Source organism: Mesorhizobium sp. YM1C-6-2, from assembly GCF_003666685.1.
In the GTDB taxonomy this organism is placed as follows: domain Bacteria; phylum Pseudomonadota; class Alphaproteobacteria; order Rhizobiales; family Rhizobiaceae; genus Mesorhizobium_K.
In genome coordinates this window covers 86555-103760 of record NZ_RCIZ01000012.1, presented here as the reverse complement: position 1 = coordinate 103760, position 17206 = coordinate 86555, and the positions used below count along the sequence as shown (strand labels likewise).

Below are 17206 nucleotides of genomic sequence, written 5' to 3'. Positions count from 1 at the left end.
TGCCTTATAAGGTGCTGAAAACCGGCCGAAAATAGCTGTTGACCTTCCCGGCGCTGGAACCTTTACGACCTCGATCAAGCTCCAACAAGACCGAGGAAAGACGGCAATGAATGCGCTCAGCAGATCGTCCCGAACAGCAGACGGCGAAGGCCTGCGGCAGAGCTTCCGCATCGAAGGAATGACCTGCGCCTCATGCGTCCGCCGCGTCGAGCTTGCCGTCGGCAAGGTACCGGGCGTTAAGGCCGCTTCCGTCAATCTCGCCACTGAAACGGCCGACGTCACGTTCGACGGGGCGGCCGATCAGGCCGCGGTCATCGCCGCGATCCGCACCGCCGGATACGGAGTGGCGACGGAGACGGTGGAAATCGAGATCGAGGGCATGACCTGCGCGTCCTGCGTCAGGCGCGTGGAACTGGCGATCGCCGCCGTGCCGGGCGTCCTCAAGGCGGCCGTGAACCTCGCCACCGAAACCGCCACCATCGAGACGGTTTCCGGCGCGGTGGCTCCCTCAGCACTCGACGCCGCGATCCGGCAGGCGGGATACGAGCCGCGCCGCCGGGCGGCTGCGGCTGCCGGAGGCCATGACGCCAGACAGGAAGCCAAGGACAGGGAACTGCGTCATCTGAAGCGCGACCTGGCTGTCGCTGCGATCCTGACCCTGCCCATCTTCGTGCTCGAGATGGGCTCTCACGCGATCCCCGCCTTCCACCACTGGGTGCTGGCGAATATCGGGCAGCAGCAGCTCTACGTGACGTTCTTCCTGCTTGCCACGGTTGTCCAGTTCGGACCCGGCCTGCGTTTCTACAGGAAGGGTCTGCCCGCCCTCTTCCGCCTCGCCCCGGAAATGAACTCGCTGGTCATCCTCGGATCGACCGCCGCCTGGGGCTACTCCGTCGTGGCGACGTTCGCGCCTTCGGTGCTGCCCGCGGGAACCGTCAACGTCTATTACGAGGCGTCCGCGGTGATCATCACGCTGATCCTGCTCGGACGCTTCCTCGAGGCGAAGGCCAAGGGCCGGACCAGCGAGGCGATCAAGCGCCTCATGGGCCTGCAGGCGAAGTCTGCCCGCGTCGAGCGCGACGGCGCGTTCGTCGACGTGGCTCTCGAAGACGTCCAGGTCGGCGACGTCATCCAGGTCCGTCCGGGCGACAAGGTTCCCGTCGACGGCGTCGTGCTCGGCGGCTCCTCCTATGTCGACGAATCCATGATCTCCGGCGAGCCCGTCCCGGTGGTGAAGGGCGACGGCGCGGAAGTCGTCGGCGGCACCATCAACAAGACGGGCAGCTTCACCTACCGGGCGACCAAGGTCGGCGCGGACACGCTGCTCGCCCAGATCATCAGAATGGTCGAGGCGGCCCAGGGATCGAAGCTGCCGATACAGGCGATGGTCGACAAGGTCACGGCCTGGTTCGTGCCCGCCGTCATGGCCGCAGCAGCGCTGACTTTCCTGGCCTGGCTGTTCCTCGGCCCGGAACCCGCCCTCACCTTTGCGCTCGTCAACGCCGTGGCGGTGCTCATCATAGCCTGCCCCTGCGCCATGGGCCTGGCGACGCCGACGTCGATCATGGTCGGCACCGGGCGCGCCGCCGAACTCGGCGTGCTGTTCCGCAACGGCGAGGCGCTGCAGACGCTGAAGGGCACGGACGTGGTGGCGCTCGACAAGACCGGGACGCTGACCGCGGGCCGTCCGGAGCTGACCGACCTGGTCGTGTCGGAAGGATTCGACCGTGACCGGGTGCTGTCGCTGGTGGCCTCGGTCGAGGCGCACTCCGAGCATCCCGTGGCCGCGGCAATCATCGCCGCCGCGAAGGCGGACGGACTGCCGGTGCAGGCGATCGACGGTTTCGAGGCGGTGCCCGGCTTCGGCGTGAAGGCGCGCGGGGGCGGACAGGAGATCGCAGTCGGCGCCGACCGCTACATGATGCAGCTCGGCATCGGCGTGGCGGGCTTCGCCGAGCAGGCGGCCGTGCTCGGCCGGAAGGCCAGGACCCCGCTCTATGCGGCGGTCGACGGCCGCCTCGCCGCCATGATCGCGGTGTCCGACCCGATCAAGCCGACGACGCCGCAGGCCATCCGTGCGCTGCACGATCTCGGGCTGAAGGTGGCGATGATCACCGGCGACAACCGCCGCACCGCGGAAGCGATCGCGGCCGAGCTCGGCATCGACGAAGTCGTCGCCGAAGTGCTGCCCGACGGCAAGGTCGACGCGGTCAAGCGCCTGCGCCAGGGCGGGCGCGTGGTCAGCTTCGTCGGCGACGGCATCAACGACGCGCCCGCGCTGGCCGAAGCGGATGTGGGCCTGGCGATCGGCACCGGCACCGACGTGGCGATCGAGAGCGCCGACGTCGTCCTGATGTCGGGCGACCTGCTCGGCGTGGCGAACGCGATCGCGCTGTCGAAGGCGACGATCCGCAACATCCGCCAGAACCTGTTCTGGGCGTTCGCCTACAACGCCAGCCTGATCCCGGTCGCGGCCGGCGTGCTCTACCCCTTCGGCGGCACGCTGCTGTCGCCGATGCTGGCCGCCGGCGCGATGGCGCTGTCCAGCGTCTTCGTGCTCGGCAACGCCATGCGGCTGAAGCGGTTCGCGGCGCCGAGGATCGCGGCGGCGGCCGGCGCCCCGTCGTTCACCCCGGCCGAATGAACATCTGTGGCCCGCCGGTGCGGCGGGCCGCGTCCCCTTTGCATATCTACCGCATTTCGAGGCACGCCATGTCGCCCGCACCCTGGATCGAGATCTACACCACGCCCACCTGCCCGGACTGCCTGGCGCTGAAGCGCTGGCTGCGGGCGCAGAACCTGCCTTTCGTGGAGCGAAATCTGCTCGACGCCGCGATCGCCGAGGAAGCCAGGCGCCGCACCGGCGTTCGCGTCGCCCCGATCACCATCATCGACGGCAGGCACGTCTTCTTCGGCGCCTTCGTCGTCCAGCGCGCCGAGATCGCGGCGCTGCTCGACCTGACCCGGGTGGCATGACCATGACCTACCTCACTCTGCCGCATCTTGGCCGCCGCATCGCGGTCGGCGAAGGCCGGACGATCCTGCAGGCCGCGCTCGACGCCGGCATCGCCTATCCGCACAGCTGCCGTTCCGGCCGCTGCGGCGCCTGCAAGTCGCGCCTGCTCTCCGGCCATGTCGAGCTCGCCAGGCATTCGCCCTTCGCGCTGAGCGAAGAGGAGCGCGCCGGCGGATTCATCCTCGCCTGCCGGGCCACGCCGACGCAGGACGTCACCGTCGCGTGGCTCGACGAGACCTACCACGCCGAACCTGCGGTGGCGCAGGAGGCCGAAGTCGCGGCCATCGACCGCATGACGCACGACATACTGGCGATCCGCCTTCGCCTCGCCGACCGCGCGGGCTTCCGCTTCGCCGCCGGGCAATATCTTTCCCTGTCCGTGCCGGACGCACCGCCGCGCAACTATTCGATGGCGAGCCGCCCGGACGAGGAGCTTGTCGAACTCCATGTCAGGGCGGTGCCCTGCGGCCGCACCAGCAGCCGGATCCATGCGGCGCTGGCGCAAGGCGACAAGGTGCGGATCGAGGGGCCGGCCGGCTCGGCCTATCTGCGCGAGGCGCATAGCGGCCCGATCGTCGCGCTTGCCGGGGGCAGCGGCCTCGCCCCGATCAAGTCGATCGTCGAGACGGCGCTCCATGCGGGCCTGGACCAGCCGATCCATGTCTATTTCGGCGCCCGCGCCGAGCGCGACGTCTATCTGGTCGAGCATTTCCGCGCGCTGGAACGGAGATTTGCCAACCTGACCTTCGTGCCGGCGCTGTCGCAGGCGGCCTCGGACGGCTGGCGCAGCGGCTTCGTCTCCGATGCGCTCGCCGCCGATTTCCGCGATCTCGCCGGCGCCAAGTCGCCGGCCCGCCCGCCATGGTGGACGCGACCATGGCGGTTCTCGCCGCACGCGGGGTGCCGGCGGACGACATCCACGCCGACGTGTTCTTAACGGCCGAGGGAAGCGACAACAACGCCGCTTGACCGTTCAGGGCATCAGCACCCATTTAGTGGACCATGCATTCGATGCGGCACATCCCTGCCACGCCCTGCCCTCGTCGCGCCGCCCGGCGCGTTCGGGATGGCGCGCGCGTCGCAGCGATGGGCCGCGGCAGGCATTCGGCATTGAAGGCCCTGCGGCTGGCGCTGCCGCTGATCCTGCTGTTCCTTGCCGCCCTTGGCCAGGTGGCATCGGCCCATTCGATGGGCGGCCAGCACGCACAGCATGTGTCCGAAGCGCCGTCGCATCATGCCGATGCAGCCGGCAGCGCGTGCTGCGGGGACCCCTCGCAGGACGACGGCAAGTCCTGCCTCGCGCAATGCCTCGCATCCTGCAGCTATTGTGCGCCGCTGCCGCTGGCCGCGGATTTCCCCGATGCGACGGCGAACCGGCCGCGCCCCGCTGCGAGCGAGCCGATGCGCGGGGCCCTGGCTCCGCCTCATCTCAGACCACCGTCGATCTCCTGAACTGAGAGGCGCGACATGCGCCGGATCCGGCTCTCCCTTGGGCCGAAGCTTTCAGTTTTTGGAGACTATCGACATGAACACCCTTTCGCGCCGCGGCTTCCTCGCGGCATCCGCCGCCACGCTTTCCGTGGCCGCCTTTCCGTCCCTGCTGCTTCCGGCGCGGGCCGATGGCCACAAGGTCATCACCGCCGGCCGCCGCGTCATCGAGGTCAAGGGCAAGGCCGCCAACGCCTTCGGCCTGACCCAGGCCGACGGCAGCACCGGGCTCGTCATGAACGCAGGCCAGAATTTCCGCGTCCGGCTCGACAACAGGATCGGCGAGCCGACCTCCATCCACTGGCACGGCCTCACCCCGCCCTGGCAGCAGGACGGCGTCGCCGGCATCTCGCAGGAGCCGATTCCCGACGGCGGCAACCATGACTACGACTTCCCGGTGGCCCGCCCCGGCACCTTCTGGATGCATTCGCATTTCGGCCTGCAAGAGCAGCACCTGCTGGCCGCTCCGCTGATCGTGCGCGATCCGGCCGAGGCCGGCGAAGACGTGCAGGAGGTCGTGGTCCTGTTCCACGATTTCACCTTCAGGGATCCCGCCGAAATCCTGGCCGAGCTCACGGGCGGCGGTCACGGCATGTCGATGGGCGGTGGTATGGACCACGGCAACATGGATCATGGCGGCATGGACATGGGTGGGGTGAACATGGGCGGGATGCAGATGGGCGGCCAGATGGCAGGCATGGCCCATCTGCAGGACGTGCAGTACGACGCCCTGCTCGCCAACGACCGCACGCTCGACGACCCGGAAATCGTGGCGGTCGAGCAAGGCGGGCGCGTCCGCCTGCGCCTCATCAACGGCGCCGCCAGCACCAATATGTGGCTGGACCTCGGCCAGCTCAGGGGCAGGCTGATCGCGGTCGACGGCATGCCCATCGAGCCGGTCGAGGGATCGCGCTTCGAGTTCGCCGTCGCCCAGCGCCTCGACGTCATGCTCGACCTGCCGAAGGAAGCGTCGGCATGGCCGGTGTTCGCCGTGCAGGAAGGCGGGCGCATGCGCACCGGACTGGTGCTTGCCGCCAAGGGTTCGACGGTCGGCAAATTCGCCGGCATGGCGGATGAGGATTTTCCTGCCGTCGGCGTCGAACTCGAAAAGAAGCTGCGGGCATCAGCGCCGCTGGCAGACAAGGCCGCGACGCGCAAGCACACCATGATGCTGGGCGAAGGGCCGAACTATGCCTGGACGCTCGACGGCGCCGTGCACGGCCAGGACACGCCGCTGCCGGTGAAGAGCGGCGACCGCTTCGAGCTGACCTTCATGAACCACACCACCATGTCGCATCCCATGCACCTGCACGGCCATCTGTTCCAGGTGGTTGCGATCAACGGCGAGCGTTTTGCCGGGGCCATGCGCGACACTGTGCTGGTGCCGGCCCACATGGGCATGGTGACCATCGCGTTTGACGCCGACAATGCCGGCAAATGGGCGCTGCACTGCCACCATCTCTACCACATGGCGGGCGGCATGATGACGTCGATGGCTTACGAAGCCTGATCTGACGCGCCCCGGCCGCTACACTGCTGCCGGGGCGCAGTCTTCCGAAACCGCGCAGGCGTGTGAGTACGGCGCCCCTGCCCTCGCCTCACATCAGTCCGAGGGTCGCCGCGGCGACGGCCAGATAGCGCGCGATCTTGGCGAAGGCCACGATCAGCACGAAGCTCCAGAGCGGCTCCCGCAGGGCGCCGGCCACGACCGTCAGCGGGTCGCCGATGATCGGCACCCAGCTCAGCAGCAGCGACCATCGGCCGTAACGGCGGTACCATCGAGCGGCGCGATCGAGCTTCGCAGGACTGGCCGGGAACCAGGGGCGGTCGTGAAACTGGTCAATGCCCCGTCCGATGGCCCAGTTCACAATGGAGCCAAGTACGTTTCCGACGCTGGCGACGGCAATCAGCGCCACCGGCGAGAAGGAATCCGACAGCAGCAGCGCGGCAAGCGCCGCCTCGGACTGCATGGGCAGGATCGTCGCCGCGACGAAGGCAGCGGCGAACAGCCCGCCATAGGCGGCGAGTTCACCCATTGCAGGCCCCCGGTCGGTTCAGGATTCGACCTCGATGACGAGCATCAGGCCGCCGCCACCTTGAGTCTCGACGTTGTTGTTGGTGGTGTGGTGGGGGATGTGGCAGTGGAGCAGCCATTTCCCGGGCCGCTGGGCCTTCCAGATGACGTCGAAGCGCTGTCCGGGACCGACGTTGACCGTGTCGGCCATGTACCGCGCCGGCTGCGCCAGCGTCTCTCCGTCGACCGCCGCCACCTCGAACGGGCCGCCATGGATATGCATGGGATGGATCGCCGTTGTGTGCGAGCCGACGAAGCGAACCTTCAGCGTCTGCCCGAGCTTAATCCGGACCGTGTCGGTGGCCGGAAACGCCTTGCCGTTGATGGTGAAGAAGTTCGGGAGGCCGCCTTCCATCGGCATGGACGGATAGGTCAGCCATTCCCGCTTCAGCCATTCCTGGAGTTGCACCGTGTACTCAAGATCGGCCGGAATCTCGTCCTGCGGATCGCTCGGATCGATGATCAGCGCGCCGTAGAGGCCGAGCGACTGCTGGCGGTCGACATGGTCGTGCGTGTGGTAGAAATAGGTGCCGTGCTGCCCGACCGTATATTCGTAGGAGTAGCTTCCGCCAGGCTGGATCGGGTCCTGCGTGATTTCGGCCGGACCGTCCATCTCATTGGGCAGGATGAGCCCGTGCCAGTGCACCGTGGTGCTTTCCGGCAGGCGGTTGGTCACGTTGATCCGGACCCGGTCGCCCTCGGTCACGCGGAGCGTCGGGCCGGGAACCTGGCCGTTATAGGCATAGGCCTCGACCGTCTCGCCCGGCAGGATCGACCAGCGGATGACGGAGGCCTCGAGATCGAACACCTTCACGCCGTCTTCGATGCGCGGCTCGAGCACCTGACCTCCCATTGCGTCCGGCTCGGCTTCGAACGAGGCAAGCCTCGGATCGATCGCCGCCATGTCCCGCATCGAATCCGCGGGCGTGTCGAAATCCATTATCATACCCGGAGCCATGATCACGTCGCCCACGTCGTGCGCGCTCAGCGACATGTTGACCTTCATGAATGGGTAGGCGAAGCCGCCGACGAGCAGGATCGTCGTGAACGAGGCGACCGCGGCGATCTGGGTCGATGTCGGGGCGCGGTGCGGCGGCAGGCTCCCACCGTGCTGCATGCCGGCATCGCCCTGCCCTTCGGAACCGGCGTGCCGATGGCCCCCGGATATCCCGCCATGGCCTTGGTGAGAGGCTTGAGATCTGGAAGCCTCACCGCCCGCAGCGTGTGCGGCATGCTGCCCGTGCGCTGCCGGCTTCGGTTCCCGCTGCGCTCCGCGATCGGTCATCAGGCCGTGCTTCAGGCCCTTTGCGACCAGCCAGACATTGAACGGGTAGGCGGTCGCGAAGCCAACCCCTACCCCAAGAGCCATCACGCCCCAGAACAGCAGTTCACCCGGCCACATGGCGCGCATGTCGCGGCCCATCATCAGCATCGCCATCACCGGGGCCATGCCCGCCATCATCGCGTTCATGCTGACGAATTCCGGCATGAAGGATTTGCGGACGTTCTCCCAATAGGTCCCGCCCATCATGTTCTTCATGAACAGCGCCTGGAAGATGAGCAGGCCCAGCGCGAACCCGGCGATGTACTCGATGACAATGTCGAGCCACATCGGCAATCCCAGCATCGCCGTGACGGCGGCGGCGATGATGATCCCGGTGGCGTCTCCGGCCACGCAATGGATCGTGCTGCCGATGCCCTGCTTCCACAGCGGCTTGATGAACTGTTCGTGCGTTCCCGGTCTCGGCTCCTTGTCGGCCAGGACGTAGAGAAGGAGGCCGACGGGACCGAGATAGAGCGTGACCAGGATGAAGCCCCATTTCATCACCGCCGGCTCGGGATTGTTGCGGAACTGGTCCCAGGCGACGTAGGCGGTGCTCAGGCCCGCAAGAACGAACCAGGCCGCAAGGAAATAGTCGATGGGCTGCACGAACATGACGGGTTTCCTGCCGGTTGGCTGTCCACGTACCTAGTCCGGCGTCGCGAAAAGGCGATGTTCAGGGCTAACGCCGCCCCACGCTCCGGCGACGATCCCGATGGGACGCGCCCTCACTGGATGGCGCCGCTTCCCGCGAGACCGTCGATGATCGGGCAATCCGGGCGATCGTCGCCGTTGCAGTTGTGAACGAGGTGGCTGAGCACGTCGCGGAGACTTGCAAGCTCGGCGATCTTGCGGTCGATTTCCGCGAGCTTGACCTCGGTGATCGCCTTCACTTCGGCGCTCTCGCGCTCCTTGTTGCCGTAGAGCGAGAGGAGCTGACGGCACTCCTCGACCGAGAAGCCGAGACTGCGGGACCGCTGCAGAAACGCAGCCGATGAACGTCCGCCATCGAATAGTCGCGATATCCGTTTCCTGCCCGATCGGCCTTCAACAGCCCGATCTCCTCGTAGTAGCGGATGGTCTTCGGTGGCAGGCCGGATTTTTCGGAAGCGGCTCCGATGTTCATGATGTCGTCCTCATGTTCTATAAGGGGACGATAATCCTTCCAGCAGGTGGAAGCTCAAGGGCAGTTCCATCCGGCTGCGCGCGAAACGGACGCTTTTCTGCCCCCGGGATCGCCTGCCTGAAGGCGCTCTTCTGGATCTGCGCGACTGCGACTAAGTGTTATCTTGTCGTCCGGGAACCTCCCCACCACCTTCCCGTTGAGCGACGACTCAGCCGTGACAATCGCCTCGGCTACATACATTTCACTCCACTTGACGTGATCATGGTGCACTTGTACGGGGCGTCGACCAGGATGCAGCAGGAGCCGGCGGATTAAATGGAAATCTTTTCAGCCGCAGGTTTCTCCGCCCTCCTCCAAGTCATCGCCATCGACCTCGTTCTGGCTGGCGACAATGCCATCGTAATCGGCCTGGCGGCCGCCGGCCTGCCTGCCGACCAGCGCAAAAAGGCCATTCTCGTCGGCATTGGAGCGGCGACGGTGATGCGCATCGGCTTTGCGCTGATCACCCAGCAACTGCTCCAGATCGGCCCTATCCTGCTGATAGCAGGCGGTCTGCTGCTCCTGTACGTCTCCTGGAAGATGTGGCGCGAACTGCGCACGCCGCATGAGGAAGAACACGCCGCCACCGAAGCCCTGGCGAACGTCGATTTCGACAAGGACGGCACCGTGGCGTCGAAAGCTCCGCGCAAGAGCTTCGCCCAGGCGGCATGGCAGATCGTCATCGCCGACGTCTCGATGTCGCTCGACAACGTGCTCGCCGTTGCCGGCGCGGCCATGGACCACCCGACAGTGCTGGTCATCGGTCTGGCCCTGTCGATCGCGCTCATGGGGTTTGCGGCTACCTTCATCGCCCGGCTGCTGCACAAGTACCGCTGGATCGCCTATATCGGCCTGCTGGTCATCCTGTACGTAGCGCTCGAGATGACCCTGAAGGGCGCCTACGGCCAGTGGCCGGAACACTTCGCTTTCCTCGACTTCTGGTTCGGCGGCAAACCGGCCATGGGCCACTGATCGGGCGACTTGCCGACCGACGGCTTTGTACTTGCCGCCGCAGGACCCTAGATTGGCCTGATCCATCGAAGGGTCGAGGAGTTCGCCATGGCCGAGCGAGCGGGTGTTCAGCAAGTCCAGCAGGCCAGGGCGCCGAGGCCCGAAAGGGCGATGCATCCGATCACGCTGCGCTTTGCCGACCCCGTGCTGGAGCGGCACCATCACGACTCCAGGCTGAGATACCGCTTCGTCGCCGGGCGGATGAGTTCGCTGGCCGGCGGACTGGCGTGGCTGGCCTTCATCGTGCTCGGTATCGTCGTCGGCCGCGAGCCGCCGCCGCTGGTCCGCTCCACGACGATCATAGCCTGCATCGGCATGCTGGGGCTGTTCGGCATGCACTATGTGCTGAAACCCGGACGCTGGGTCGAGATCGCCGGCGTCGTCACGCTGCTTGTCAATTTCTGCCTGCTGCTGTTCCTCACCGCCGTCACCAGTCCGGCCGACGCGGTGCAATTCGCGCCGGTGACCGTGTTCACGATGACCGCGGTGATGTCCTTCGCGCTGGTCGGCGTGACGTTCTGGGAGGGAGCCCGGATCGCCGCGGTGGCGATCGCCTTCTACTACCTCGCGGTCACCGTGCTGCAGCCCCAGCCTCTCGTCGCGATCCTCTACCAGTCGGCCTGGATGCTGACGACGACGGTGTTTGCCGCCCTTGGCTTCTATCTGCTCGACCGCACGCAGCGCATCGCCTGGCTGAGGCAGCTCGACCTGATCGGAGCGCAGGAGCAGATCCGCTCGCTGCTCCACAACGTGCTGCCGCCGGCGATCGCCGAGCGCAAGCTCGCCGGCGAAAGCCCCATCGCCGACACCTATGCGCAGGCGAGCCTGCTGTTCGCCGACGTCGTCGGCTTCACGCCGCTCTCATCACGCTTTTCCTCCAAGGAGGTGGTGACGATGCTCAACGAACTCTACGAGCGCTTCGACGCCATCGTCGCCCGCCACGGGCTGGAGAAGATCAAGACGATCGGCGACTGCTACATGGTGGCCGGCGGCCTGCCGCGTCCCGACCCTGACCACCTGACGCGGCTGACCAGCGCCGCCATGGAGATGCAGGCGGAGGCAGCCAAGGTGCGGACGCCTGACGGACAGTCGCTGGCGCTCAGGATCGGCATGCACGCGGGACCTGTCACCGCCGGCGTGATCGGCCAGGCGAAATTCGCCTTCGACGTCTGGGGCGATACGGTGAACACGGCGAGCCGCATGGAATCCGTCGGCGCCGCCAACAGCATCACCGTCTCCGACACCGTGCGCGAAGCGCTGGGCGACGCCTATGCCTTCAGCGGCCCCGACCTGATCGAGGTCAAGGGCAAGGGCGAGACGCGCGTGTGGACGCTGGAGGCCGTTCGCGGGCGCAGATAGAGCCTCTTTCTCCGAAGCACGAAACGGCTCTATCTGTTTGTTTTTACGCAATTCCCGACGCCAATCGCTGCGCACGTTTGCCGGAATTGCTCTAGAAGCGGTAGTTGATGCCCAGCTTCAGCATGTTTAGCGTGGAGTCGACCTCGCCCTCGCCGAAGATGTCGAGGTCGTAGGTTTCCTTGCCGAAATCGGCATAGAGATATTCGACATTGGCCGACCAGTTTTCGGCGAAGGCGTAGTCGAGGCCGACGCCGAGCACCCAGCCGGTGGAGGTCACGTCGTCGGAGCGCGACTGGCCGGCGAATTGCGGGATGCTGCAGACGCCGAAACCGGCGCCGGTCGGGCATGAGATGCTGGCTTCGCTGTGCGCCCAGGCGAGGCCGCCGGTGGCGTAGGGCAGGAAGCGGTCGACCGCGTAACCCACCCTGCCCCGGACGGTGCCGAAATAATCGACCTCGCCCGTATTGGTGAGGAAGTTGCCCGCCATGGCCGAGTCGTCGATCTTGCCGAAGGAGAGGTCGGCAACGATGCCGAGCAGGACATTGTTGGAAAACTGGTGGTCGTAGCCGACCTGCAGGCCACCGAAGCCGCCTTCCGGCTCTTGATCCGGCACGCCGGGGTCAACAGCATCGGCATCGCCCCAGCCATAGCCGCCATGCACGCCGGCATAGAAGCCTGTCCAGTTGTAAGGCGCCGGCGCCGCCGGAATGATGACCTCGGCGGTTGGGTCCGCCGCGCCTGCCGGAGCGCAAAGGCCGAGCGCGAACGCCCCCGCGATAACGATCCGTCCCATCGTGATATTCTGCCGCATTCTCAATTCCCGCTCTTGTTGTCCCGCTTCATCCTCCCCAAGCCCGATAGCCAGGAACATATAACCAAATATTGATTCAAGACAACCTGCGCGTGAGCGCTGTTGCACCATAAAAATCTGGATTGCAGAAAATCGGACCGGCAGCGCGACCGGCGCGCAAACGAAAAGGGCGGCCCGGAGGCCGCCCTTTCCCGAATGCGAGAGGCGCAGCGCCTTATTGCGGCAACTGGTCGTCGACGCCCTGGATGTAGAAGTTCATGCCGAGAAGCACGCCGTCCTCGGCGACTTCGCCGTCCTTCAGCCACTCCGAGCCGTCCTGCTTCTTGATCGGGCCGGTGAAGGGGTTGAACGAGCCGGACTTGATCTTCGCTTCGGCCTCTTCGGCGGCCTTCTTCACGTCGTCGGGCATGTTGGTATAGGGCGCCATCACGACATGGCCTTCCTTCATGCCGCCCCAGACGTCCTGCTGCTTCCAGGTGCCGTCGATCAGCGCCTGGATGCGCTCGATGTAGTACGGGCCCCAATCGTCGACGATCGAGGTGAGCTGGGTCTCGGGGCCGAACTTGATCATGTCCGACGCCTGGCCGAATGCCTTGATGCCGCGCTCGGTCGCGACCTGCATCGGCGCGGTCGAGTCCGTGTGCTGCGTGATGATGTCGACGCCCTGGTCGATCAGCGCCTTGGCCGCGTCGGCTTCCTTGCCGGCATCGAACCAGGTGTTGGCCCAGACGACCTTCACCTTGAAATCGGGATTGACCGACTGCGCGCCGAGCACGAAGGCGTTGATGCCCATGACGACTTCAGGGATCGGGAAGGACGCGATGTAGCCCGCGACGCCCGCCTTCGACAGCTTGGCGGCGATGATGCCCTGGACGTAACGGCCCTCGTAGAACCTCGAATTGTAGGTCGAGACGTTGGGATGCTCGCGCTTGTATCCGGTCGCGTGCTCGAACTTCACGTCCGGGAACTTCCCGGCGACCTTGTTGGTGGCATCCATGAAGCCGAACGAGGTGGTGAAGATGATGTTGCAGCCGGAACGGGCGAGGCGCTCGATCGCGCGCTCGGCGTCGGCGCCTTCCGGCACGCTTTCCAGATAGGAAGTCTCGAGCTCGTCGCCGAACTTCTCCTTGGCCTGCAGCAGGCCCTGGTGATGCTGGTAGGAGTAGCCGAAATCGCCGATCGGGCCGACATAGACCCAGCAGCCCTTCACCGCCGCCTGAGCCGCCATCGTTCCGAAGGCAAGCGCCGCAGCGGTCGCTGCGAGTGTCAAAAACCTGGTTTTCATTACAATAGATCCTCTCGAGGTTCTTTTGGGGACTCTTCCCATCTTCCTGTCTAGCGATCTGGCACGAACGGCCGCCCCAGTGATGCCGGTGTGTTGATCATCGTCAATCGCTTGTTCCTGGAGATTAGAACAAGGACGAGGATGGTCGCCAGATAGGGTAGCGAAGAAAGCAGCTGGGAGGGGATACCTATCCCCAGCGCTTGTGCGTGCAACTGGCCGATCGAGACCGCGCCGAACAGGTAGGCGCCGGCGAGGACGCGCAACGGCCGCCACGACGCGAACACGACGAGCGCCAGCGCGATCCAGCCGCGGCCGGCCGTCATGTTCTCGATCCACTGCGGCGTATAGACGAGCGACAGGAAGCCGCCAGCTAGGCCCGCGCACGCGCCGCCGAACATCACTGCGAGATAGCGTATGCCGATCACGTTGATGCCGAGCGCATGCGCCGAGCCGTGATTGTCGCCGACTGCGCGCAGGGTGAGGCCGGCGCGGGTCCTGAACAGGAACCAGGCAACACCGACGGTGAGCAGGATCGACAAGTAGAAGATCGGATCCTGCCCGAAGAGCAGCTTGCCGACGAAAGGCAGATCGGTGAGCCCGGGGATGTAGATCGCGGCGAGCTTGACGCCGGGCAGGCCGACGAAGCTTTCGCCGATCATGCCCGAAAGACCGAGGCCGAGCAGGGTGAGTGCCAGACCTGTCGCCACCTGGTTGGTGACGAGCGTCAGCGTCAGGAACCCGAAGAGCAGCGAGAACAGTGCGCCGACGATGATCGCCGCGAGCACGCCGAGCCAGGGCGAGCCGGTGAGGAGCGCGACGCCGAAGCCGGTCACCGCGCCCATGACCATCATGCCCTCGACACCGAGGTTGAGCACTCCGGAGCGTTCGACGACGAGTTCGCCGATCGAGGCGATGAGCAGCGGCGTCGCGGCAGTCGCGATGGTGATGATGATCTGCTCAAGCATTTTGGGTCGCCTCCCCCGCCTTGGTCGCCAGCGCGCCGACGATGCGGATGCGGTAGTGGATGAGCGTGTCGCAGGCGAGCACGAAGAAGAGCAACATGCCCTGGAAGGCGCGCACGGCCTTGTCGGAAACGCCGAGGGCGATCTGTGCTGACTCTCCGCCCAGATAAGTGAGCGCCAGGATGAGGCCCGCGGCGACGATGCCGAGCGGATTGAGACGGCCGAGGAAGGCGACGATGATCGCCGTGAACCCGTAGCCGATAGAGATCTTCTCATTGAGATGCTCGATCGGGCCGGCCACCTCGCAGATGCCCGCCAGACCAGCAAGCGCGCCGGCCAGCAGGAACACGAAGAACACCATCTTTGCCGAAGAGAAACCGGCGAAGCGCCCTGCCCGCGGGCTTTGGCCGAGCACCTTGACCTCAAAACCCTTCAGCATCTTGGAGAGCATGAACCAGACGGCGACGGCGGCGACCAGCGCGAAGACGAAGCCCCAATGCGCGCGGCCGGCGTCCGGCCAGATCTGCGGCAGGATGGCGTATTCGTTGAAGCGGATGGTGCCCGGGAAACTCATGCCTTCCGGATTGCGCCAGATGCCGCGCACGAGCCAGTCGTTGAAGAGCTGCGCCACATAGACCAGCATCAGGCTGGTGAGGATTTCGTTGGTGTTGAACTTCACCTTGAGGAAGGCCGGGATCGCGGCGTAGGCCGCGCCGCCCGCCATGCCGAAGATCAGCATCAGAGGCAGCGTCGCCCAGGTCTGAAAATCGGGGAACAGGACCGGGATGAAGGAGCCCGCCACGGCGCCGGCGATGAACTGGCCCTCGGCGCCGATGTTCCAGTTGTTGGACAGGAAGCAGACGGACAGGCCGACCGCGATCAGGATGAGCGGCGCCGCCTTGATCGCCAGCTCGTGCAACTGCCAGCGATTGCCGGGATCCCAGATGCCGGTCAGCGGGTCGATGAAATAATAATAGAGGGCATCGACCGGGTTCTTGCCGAGCAGGGAGAACATGATCGCACCGGCGACCAGCGTGAGCCCGAGCGCGATGAACGGCGACAGCGCCGAGAACAGCGCCGAATGCTGCGGGCGCCTGACGAGTTCGATGCGCATCAGACGGCCTCCAGCGGGTGTTCGACATGGCCGGGTTCGGCGCCGCCCATCAGAAGGCCGATCTTTTCAAGAGTCGCCTCGGCGCGCGGCAGCGGCTTCGACAGCTCGCCATTGTGCATGACCGCGATCGCGTCGGAGATCTCGAACAGCTCGTCGAGGTCCTGGCTGATGACCAGCACGGCCGAACCGCTGCGGGCCAGCTCGATCAGCGATTGCCTGATCTTCGCCGCAGCACCGGCATCGACGCCCCATGTCGGCTGGTTGACCACCAGCACGGCCGGACGGCGGTCGAGTTCTCTGCCGATGATGAATTTTTGCAGGTTGCCGCCCGAAAGCGAGGCGGCCTCCGGGTTGCGGGCACTTTTGCGCACGTCCATTTCCTGGACGATGCGCTGGGTCGCGCTGTCGATCGCACTTTCCTTGACCAAGCCGCCGGCACCGACAAAGGCTTTCCTGTCGGTCGCGTAGCGCGACAGGAACAGATTCTCCGACAGCGTCATGCGCGGCGCGGCACCGTGGCCGAGGCGCTCTTCCGGCACGAAGGCCGCGCCAAGCAGGCGGCGACCGGTGATATCGACGCGCCCGGCGTCCTTGCCGCGGATGCGGATGGTACCGGCATCCGGCTGCTTCACCTCGCCCGACACGGCCTCGAAGAACTCGCCCTGGCCGTTGCCGGCGACGCCGGCGATACCGACGACCTCGCCTGCCCTGACGCTCAACGAGATGTTGCGGAGCGCCATGGAGAACGGGGTCGCAGGCTTGCGGCTGAGGTTCTTGATCTCAAGCAGCGGCTCGGCCTTTTCGATGCCCTCGACCGGTGCGCGCACGACCGCGTGAACTTCGCTGCCGACCATCATGCGGGCAAGCGAGGCTGCGGTCTCCTTGCGCGGGTCGGTGTGGCCGACGACCTTGCCGTGACGCATGACGGTCGCGGCGTCGCACATGCGCTTCACCTCTTCGAGGCGGTGCGAGATGTAGAGGATCGATTTGCCCTCGGAACGCAGCCGTTCCAGCGTCTCGAACAGCTTGTCAGCCTCCTGCGGGGTGAGCACCGACGTCGGCTCGTCGAGGATGATGAGCTCGGGCGTCTGCAGGAGGCAGCGGATGATCTCGATGCGCTGGCGCTCGCCGACCGAGAGGTCGCCGACCAGCGAATAGGGGTCGAGCGGCAGGCCGTAACTGTAGGACACCGCCTTCGCCTTGGCCGCAATGGTGGAGATCGGCGTCTGGTCGTCGAGCGACAGCGCGATGTTTTCCGCCGCCGACAGGGCCTCGAACAGCGAGAAATGCTGGAAGACCATGCCGATACCAAGCTTCTTGGCAACGCCCGGGCTGGTGATCCTGACCGCCTGGCCGTTCCAGATTATCTCGCCGGAATAGGGTTCGAGCGAGCCGAAGAGCATCTTGACCAGCGTCGACTTGCCGGCGCCGTTTTCGCCGAGCAATGCGTGGATTTCGCCCTTGCGGATAGTCAGGTCGACCGCATCGCACGCCTTGAGCGCGCCGAAGATTTTGGTCAGCCCGCGAACCTCGAGCAGGTTCGCGCCGTTTCCGTCAGCACTCACAGTGCCTCCCAATCTGTTTTCCAGATGTGTTCTGT

General features: G+C 65.8%; 13 protein-coding genes and 2 pseudogenes. 7 read left to right on the top strand and 8 right to left on the bottom strand.

The features are described from left to right. Nucleotides 1-106 precede the first annotated feature (106 nt). From D8676_RS23180 to D8676_RS23160, 5 genes and pseudogenes are all read left to right on the top strand, one after another. Nucleotides 107-2644, top strand: coding sequence for a heavy metal translocating P-type ATPase (locus D8676_RS23180; protein WP_121583460.1), 2538 nt, complete (start codon nt 107-109; stop codon nt 2642-2644). 68 nt (nt 2645-2712) lie between these two features. Beyond that, a complete protein-coding gene (locus tag D8676_RS23175; protein WP_121583459.1) occupies nt 2713-2976 on the top strand; it encodes a glutaredoxin in 264 nt (87 codons plus the stop codon). A 2-nt stretch (nt 2977-2978) separates the two neighbouring features. Beyond that, nucleotides 2979-3985, top strand: a pseudogene (locus tag D8676_RS23170) (2Fe-2S iron-sulfur cluster-binding protein). A gap of 141 nt (nt 3986-4126) precedes the next feature. Then, nucleotides 4127-4468: a hypothetical protein gene (locus D8676_RS23165; RefSeq protein ID WP_147448241.1), complete on the top strand. Its 342-nt coding sequence runs from the start codon at nt 4127-4129 to the stop codon at nt 4466-4468. 73 nt (nt 4469-4541) lie between these two features. Beyond that, a complete protein-coding gene (locus D8676_RS23160; RefSeq protein WP_121583457.1) occupies nt 4542-6014 on the top strand; it encodes a multicopper oxidase family protein in 1473 nt (490 codons plus the stop codon). A gap of 88 nt (nt 6015-6102) precedes the next feature. Here the strand turns inward: D8676_RS23160 and D8676_RS23155 are convergent, their stop codons facing one another. The 3 genes and pseudogenes from D8676_RS23155 to cueR form a co-directional block, all read right to left on the bottom strand. Further along, the gene (locus tag D8676_RS23155) at nt 6103-6540 is read right to left on the bottom strand and encodes a YqaA family protein (RefSeq protein WP_121583456.1); all 438 of its coding nucleotides are present in this window, start codon (nt 6538-6540) and stop codon (nt 6103-6105) included. An 18-nt stretch (nt 6541-6558) separates the two neighbouring features. Then, nucleotides 6559-8514, bottom strand: coding sequence for a multicopper oxidase domain-containing protein (locus tag D8676_RS23150; protein WP_121583455.1), 1956 nt, complete (start codon nt 8512-8514; stop codon nt 6559-6561). A 113-nt stretch (nt 8515-8627) separates the two neighbouring features. Continuing rightward, nucleotides 8628-9025: pseudogene (gene cueR / locus D8676_RS23145) on the bottom strand (Cu(I)-responsive transcriptional regulator). 315 nt (nt 9026-9340) lie between these two features. On the opposite strand from cueR, the gene D8676_RS23135 reads away from it, so the two are divergent. Next, entirely contained in the window at nt 9341-10036 is a 696-nt protein-coding gene (locus tag D8676_RS23135) for a TerC family protein (protein WP_121583453.1), read from the top strand. Between the two features lie 87 nt (nt 10037-10123). Continuing rightward, the gene (locus D8676_RS23130) at nt 10124-11434 is read left to right on the top strand and encodes an adenylate/guanylate cyclase domain-containing protein (RefSeq protein ID WP_121583452.1); all 1311 of its coding nucleotides are present in this window, start codon (nt 10124-10126) and stop codon (nt 11432-11434) included. Nucleotides 11435-11525: 91 nt separating this feature from the next. Here D8676_RS23130 and D8676_RS23125 read toward each other — a convergent pair whose 3' ends face one another. From D8676_RS23125 to D8676_RS23105, 5 genes are all read right to left on the bottom strand, one after another. Further along, complete coding sequence (locus tag D8676_RS23125) at nt 11526-12245, bottom strand: outer membrane protein (RefSeq protein WP_183097211.1); 720 nt, start codon at nt 12243-12245, stop codon at nt 11526-11528. Between the two features lie 214 nt (nt 12246-12459). Then, nucleotides 12460-13473 carry a BMP family ABC transporter substrate-binding protein gene (locus tag D8676_RS23120; protein ID WP_245427100.1) on the bottom strand — a complete coding sequence of 338 codons (1014 nt, stop codon included), beginning with the start codon at nt 13471-13473 and terminating at the stop codon, nt 12460-12462. Nucleotides 13474-13580: 107 nt separating this feature from the next. Continuing rightward, a complete protein-coding gene (locus D8676_RS23115) occupies nt 13581-14495 on the bottom strand; it encodes an ABC transporter permease (RefSeq protein WP_121583449.1) in 915 nt (304 codons plus the stop codon). Then, nucleotides 14488-15606 carry an ABC transporter permease gene (locus tag D8676_RS23110; RefSeq protein ID WP_183097210.1) on the bottom strand — a complete coding sequence of 373 codons (1119 nt, stop codon included), beginning with the start codon at nt 15604-15606 and terminating at the stop codon, nt 14488-14490. Before D8676_RS23110 ends, D8676_RS23115 begins: the two co-directional genes overlap by 8 nt. After that, nucleotides 15606-17171, bottom strand: a complete 1566-nt coding sequence (locus D8676_RS23105; RefSeq protein WP_121583447.1) for an ABC transporter ATP-binding protein — start codon at nt 17169-17171, stop codon at nt 15606-15608. The genes D8676_RS23110 and D8676_RS23105 overlap by 1 nt, the downstream gene beginning before the upstream one ends. Nucleotides 17172-17206: the final 35 nt, after the last annotated feature.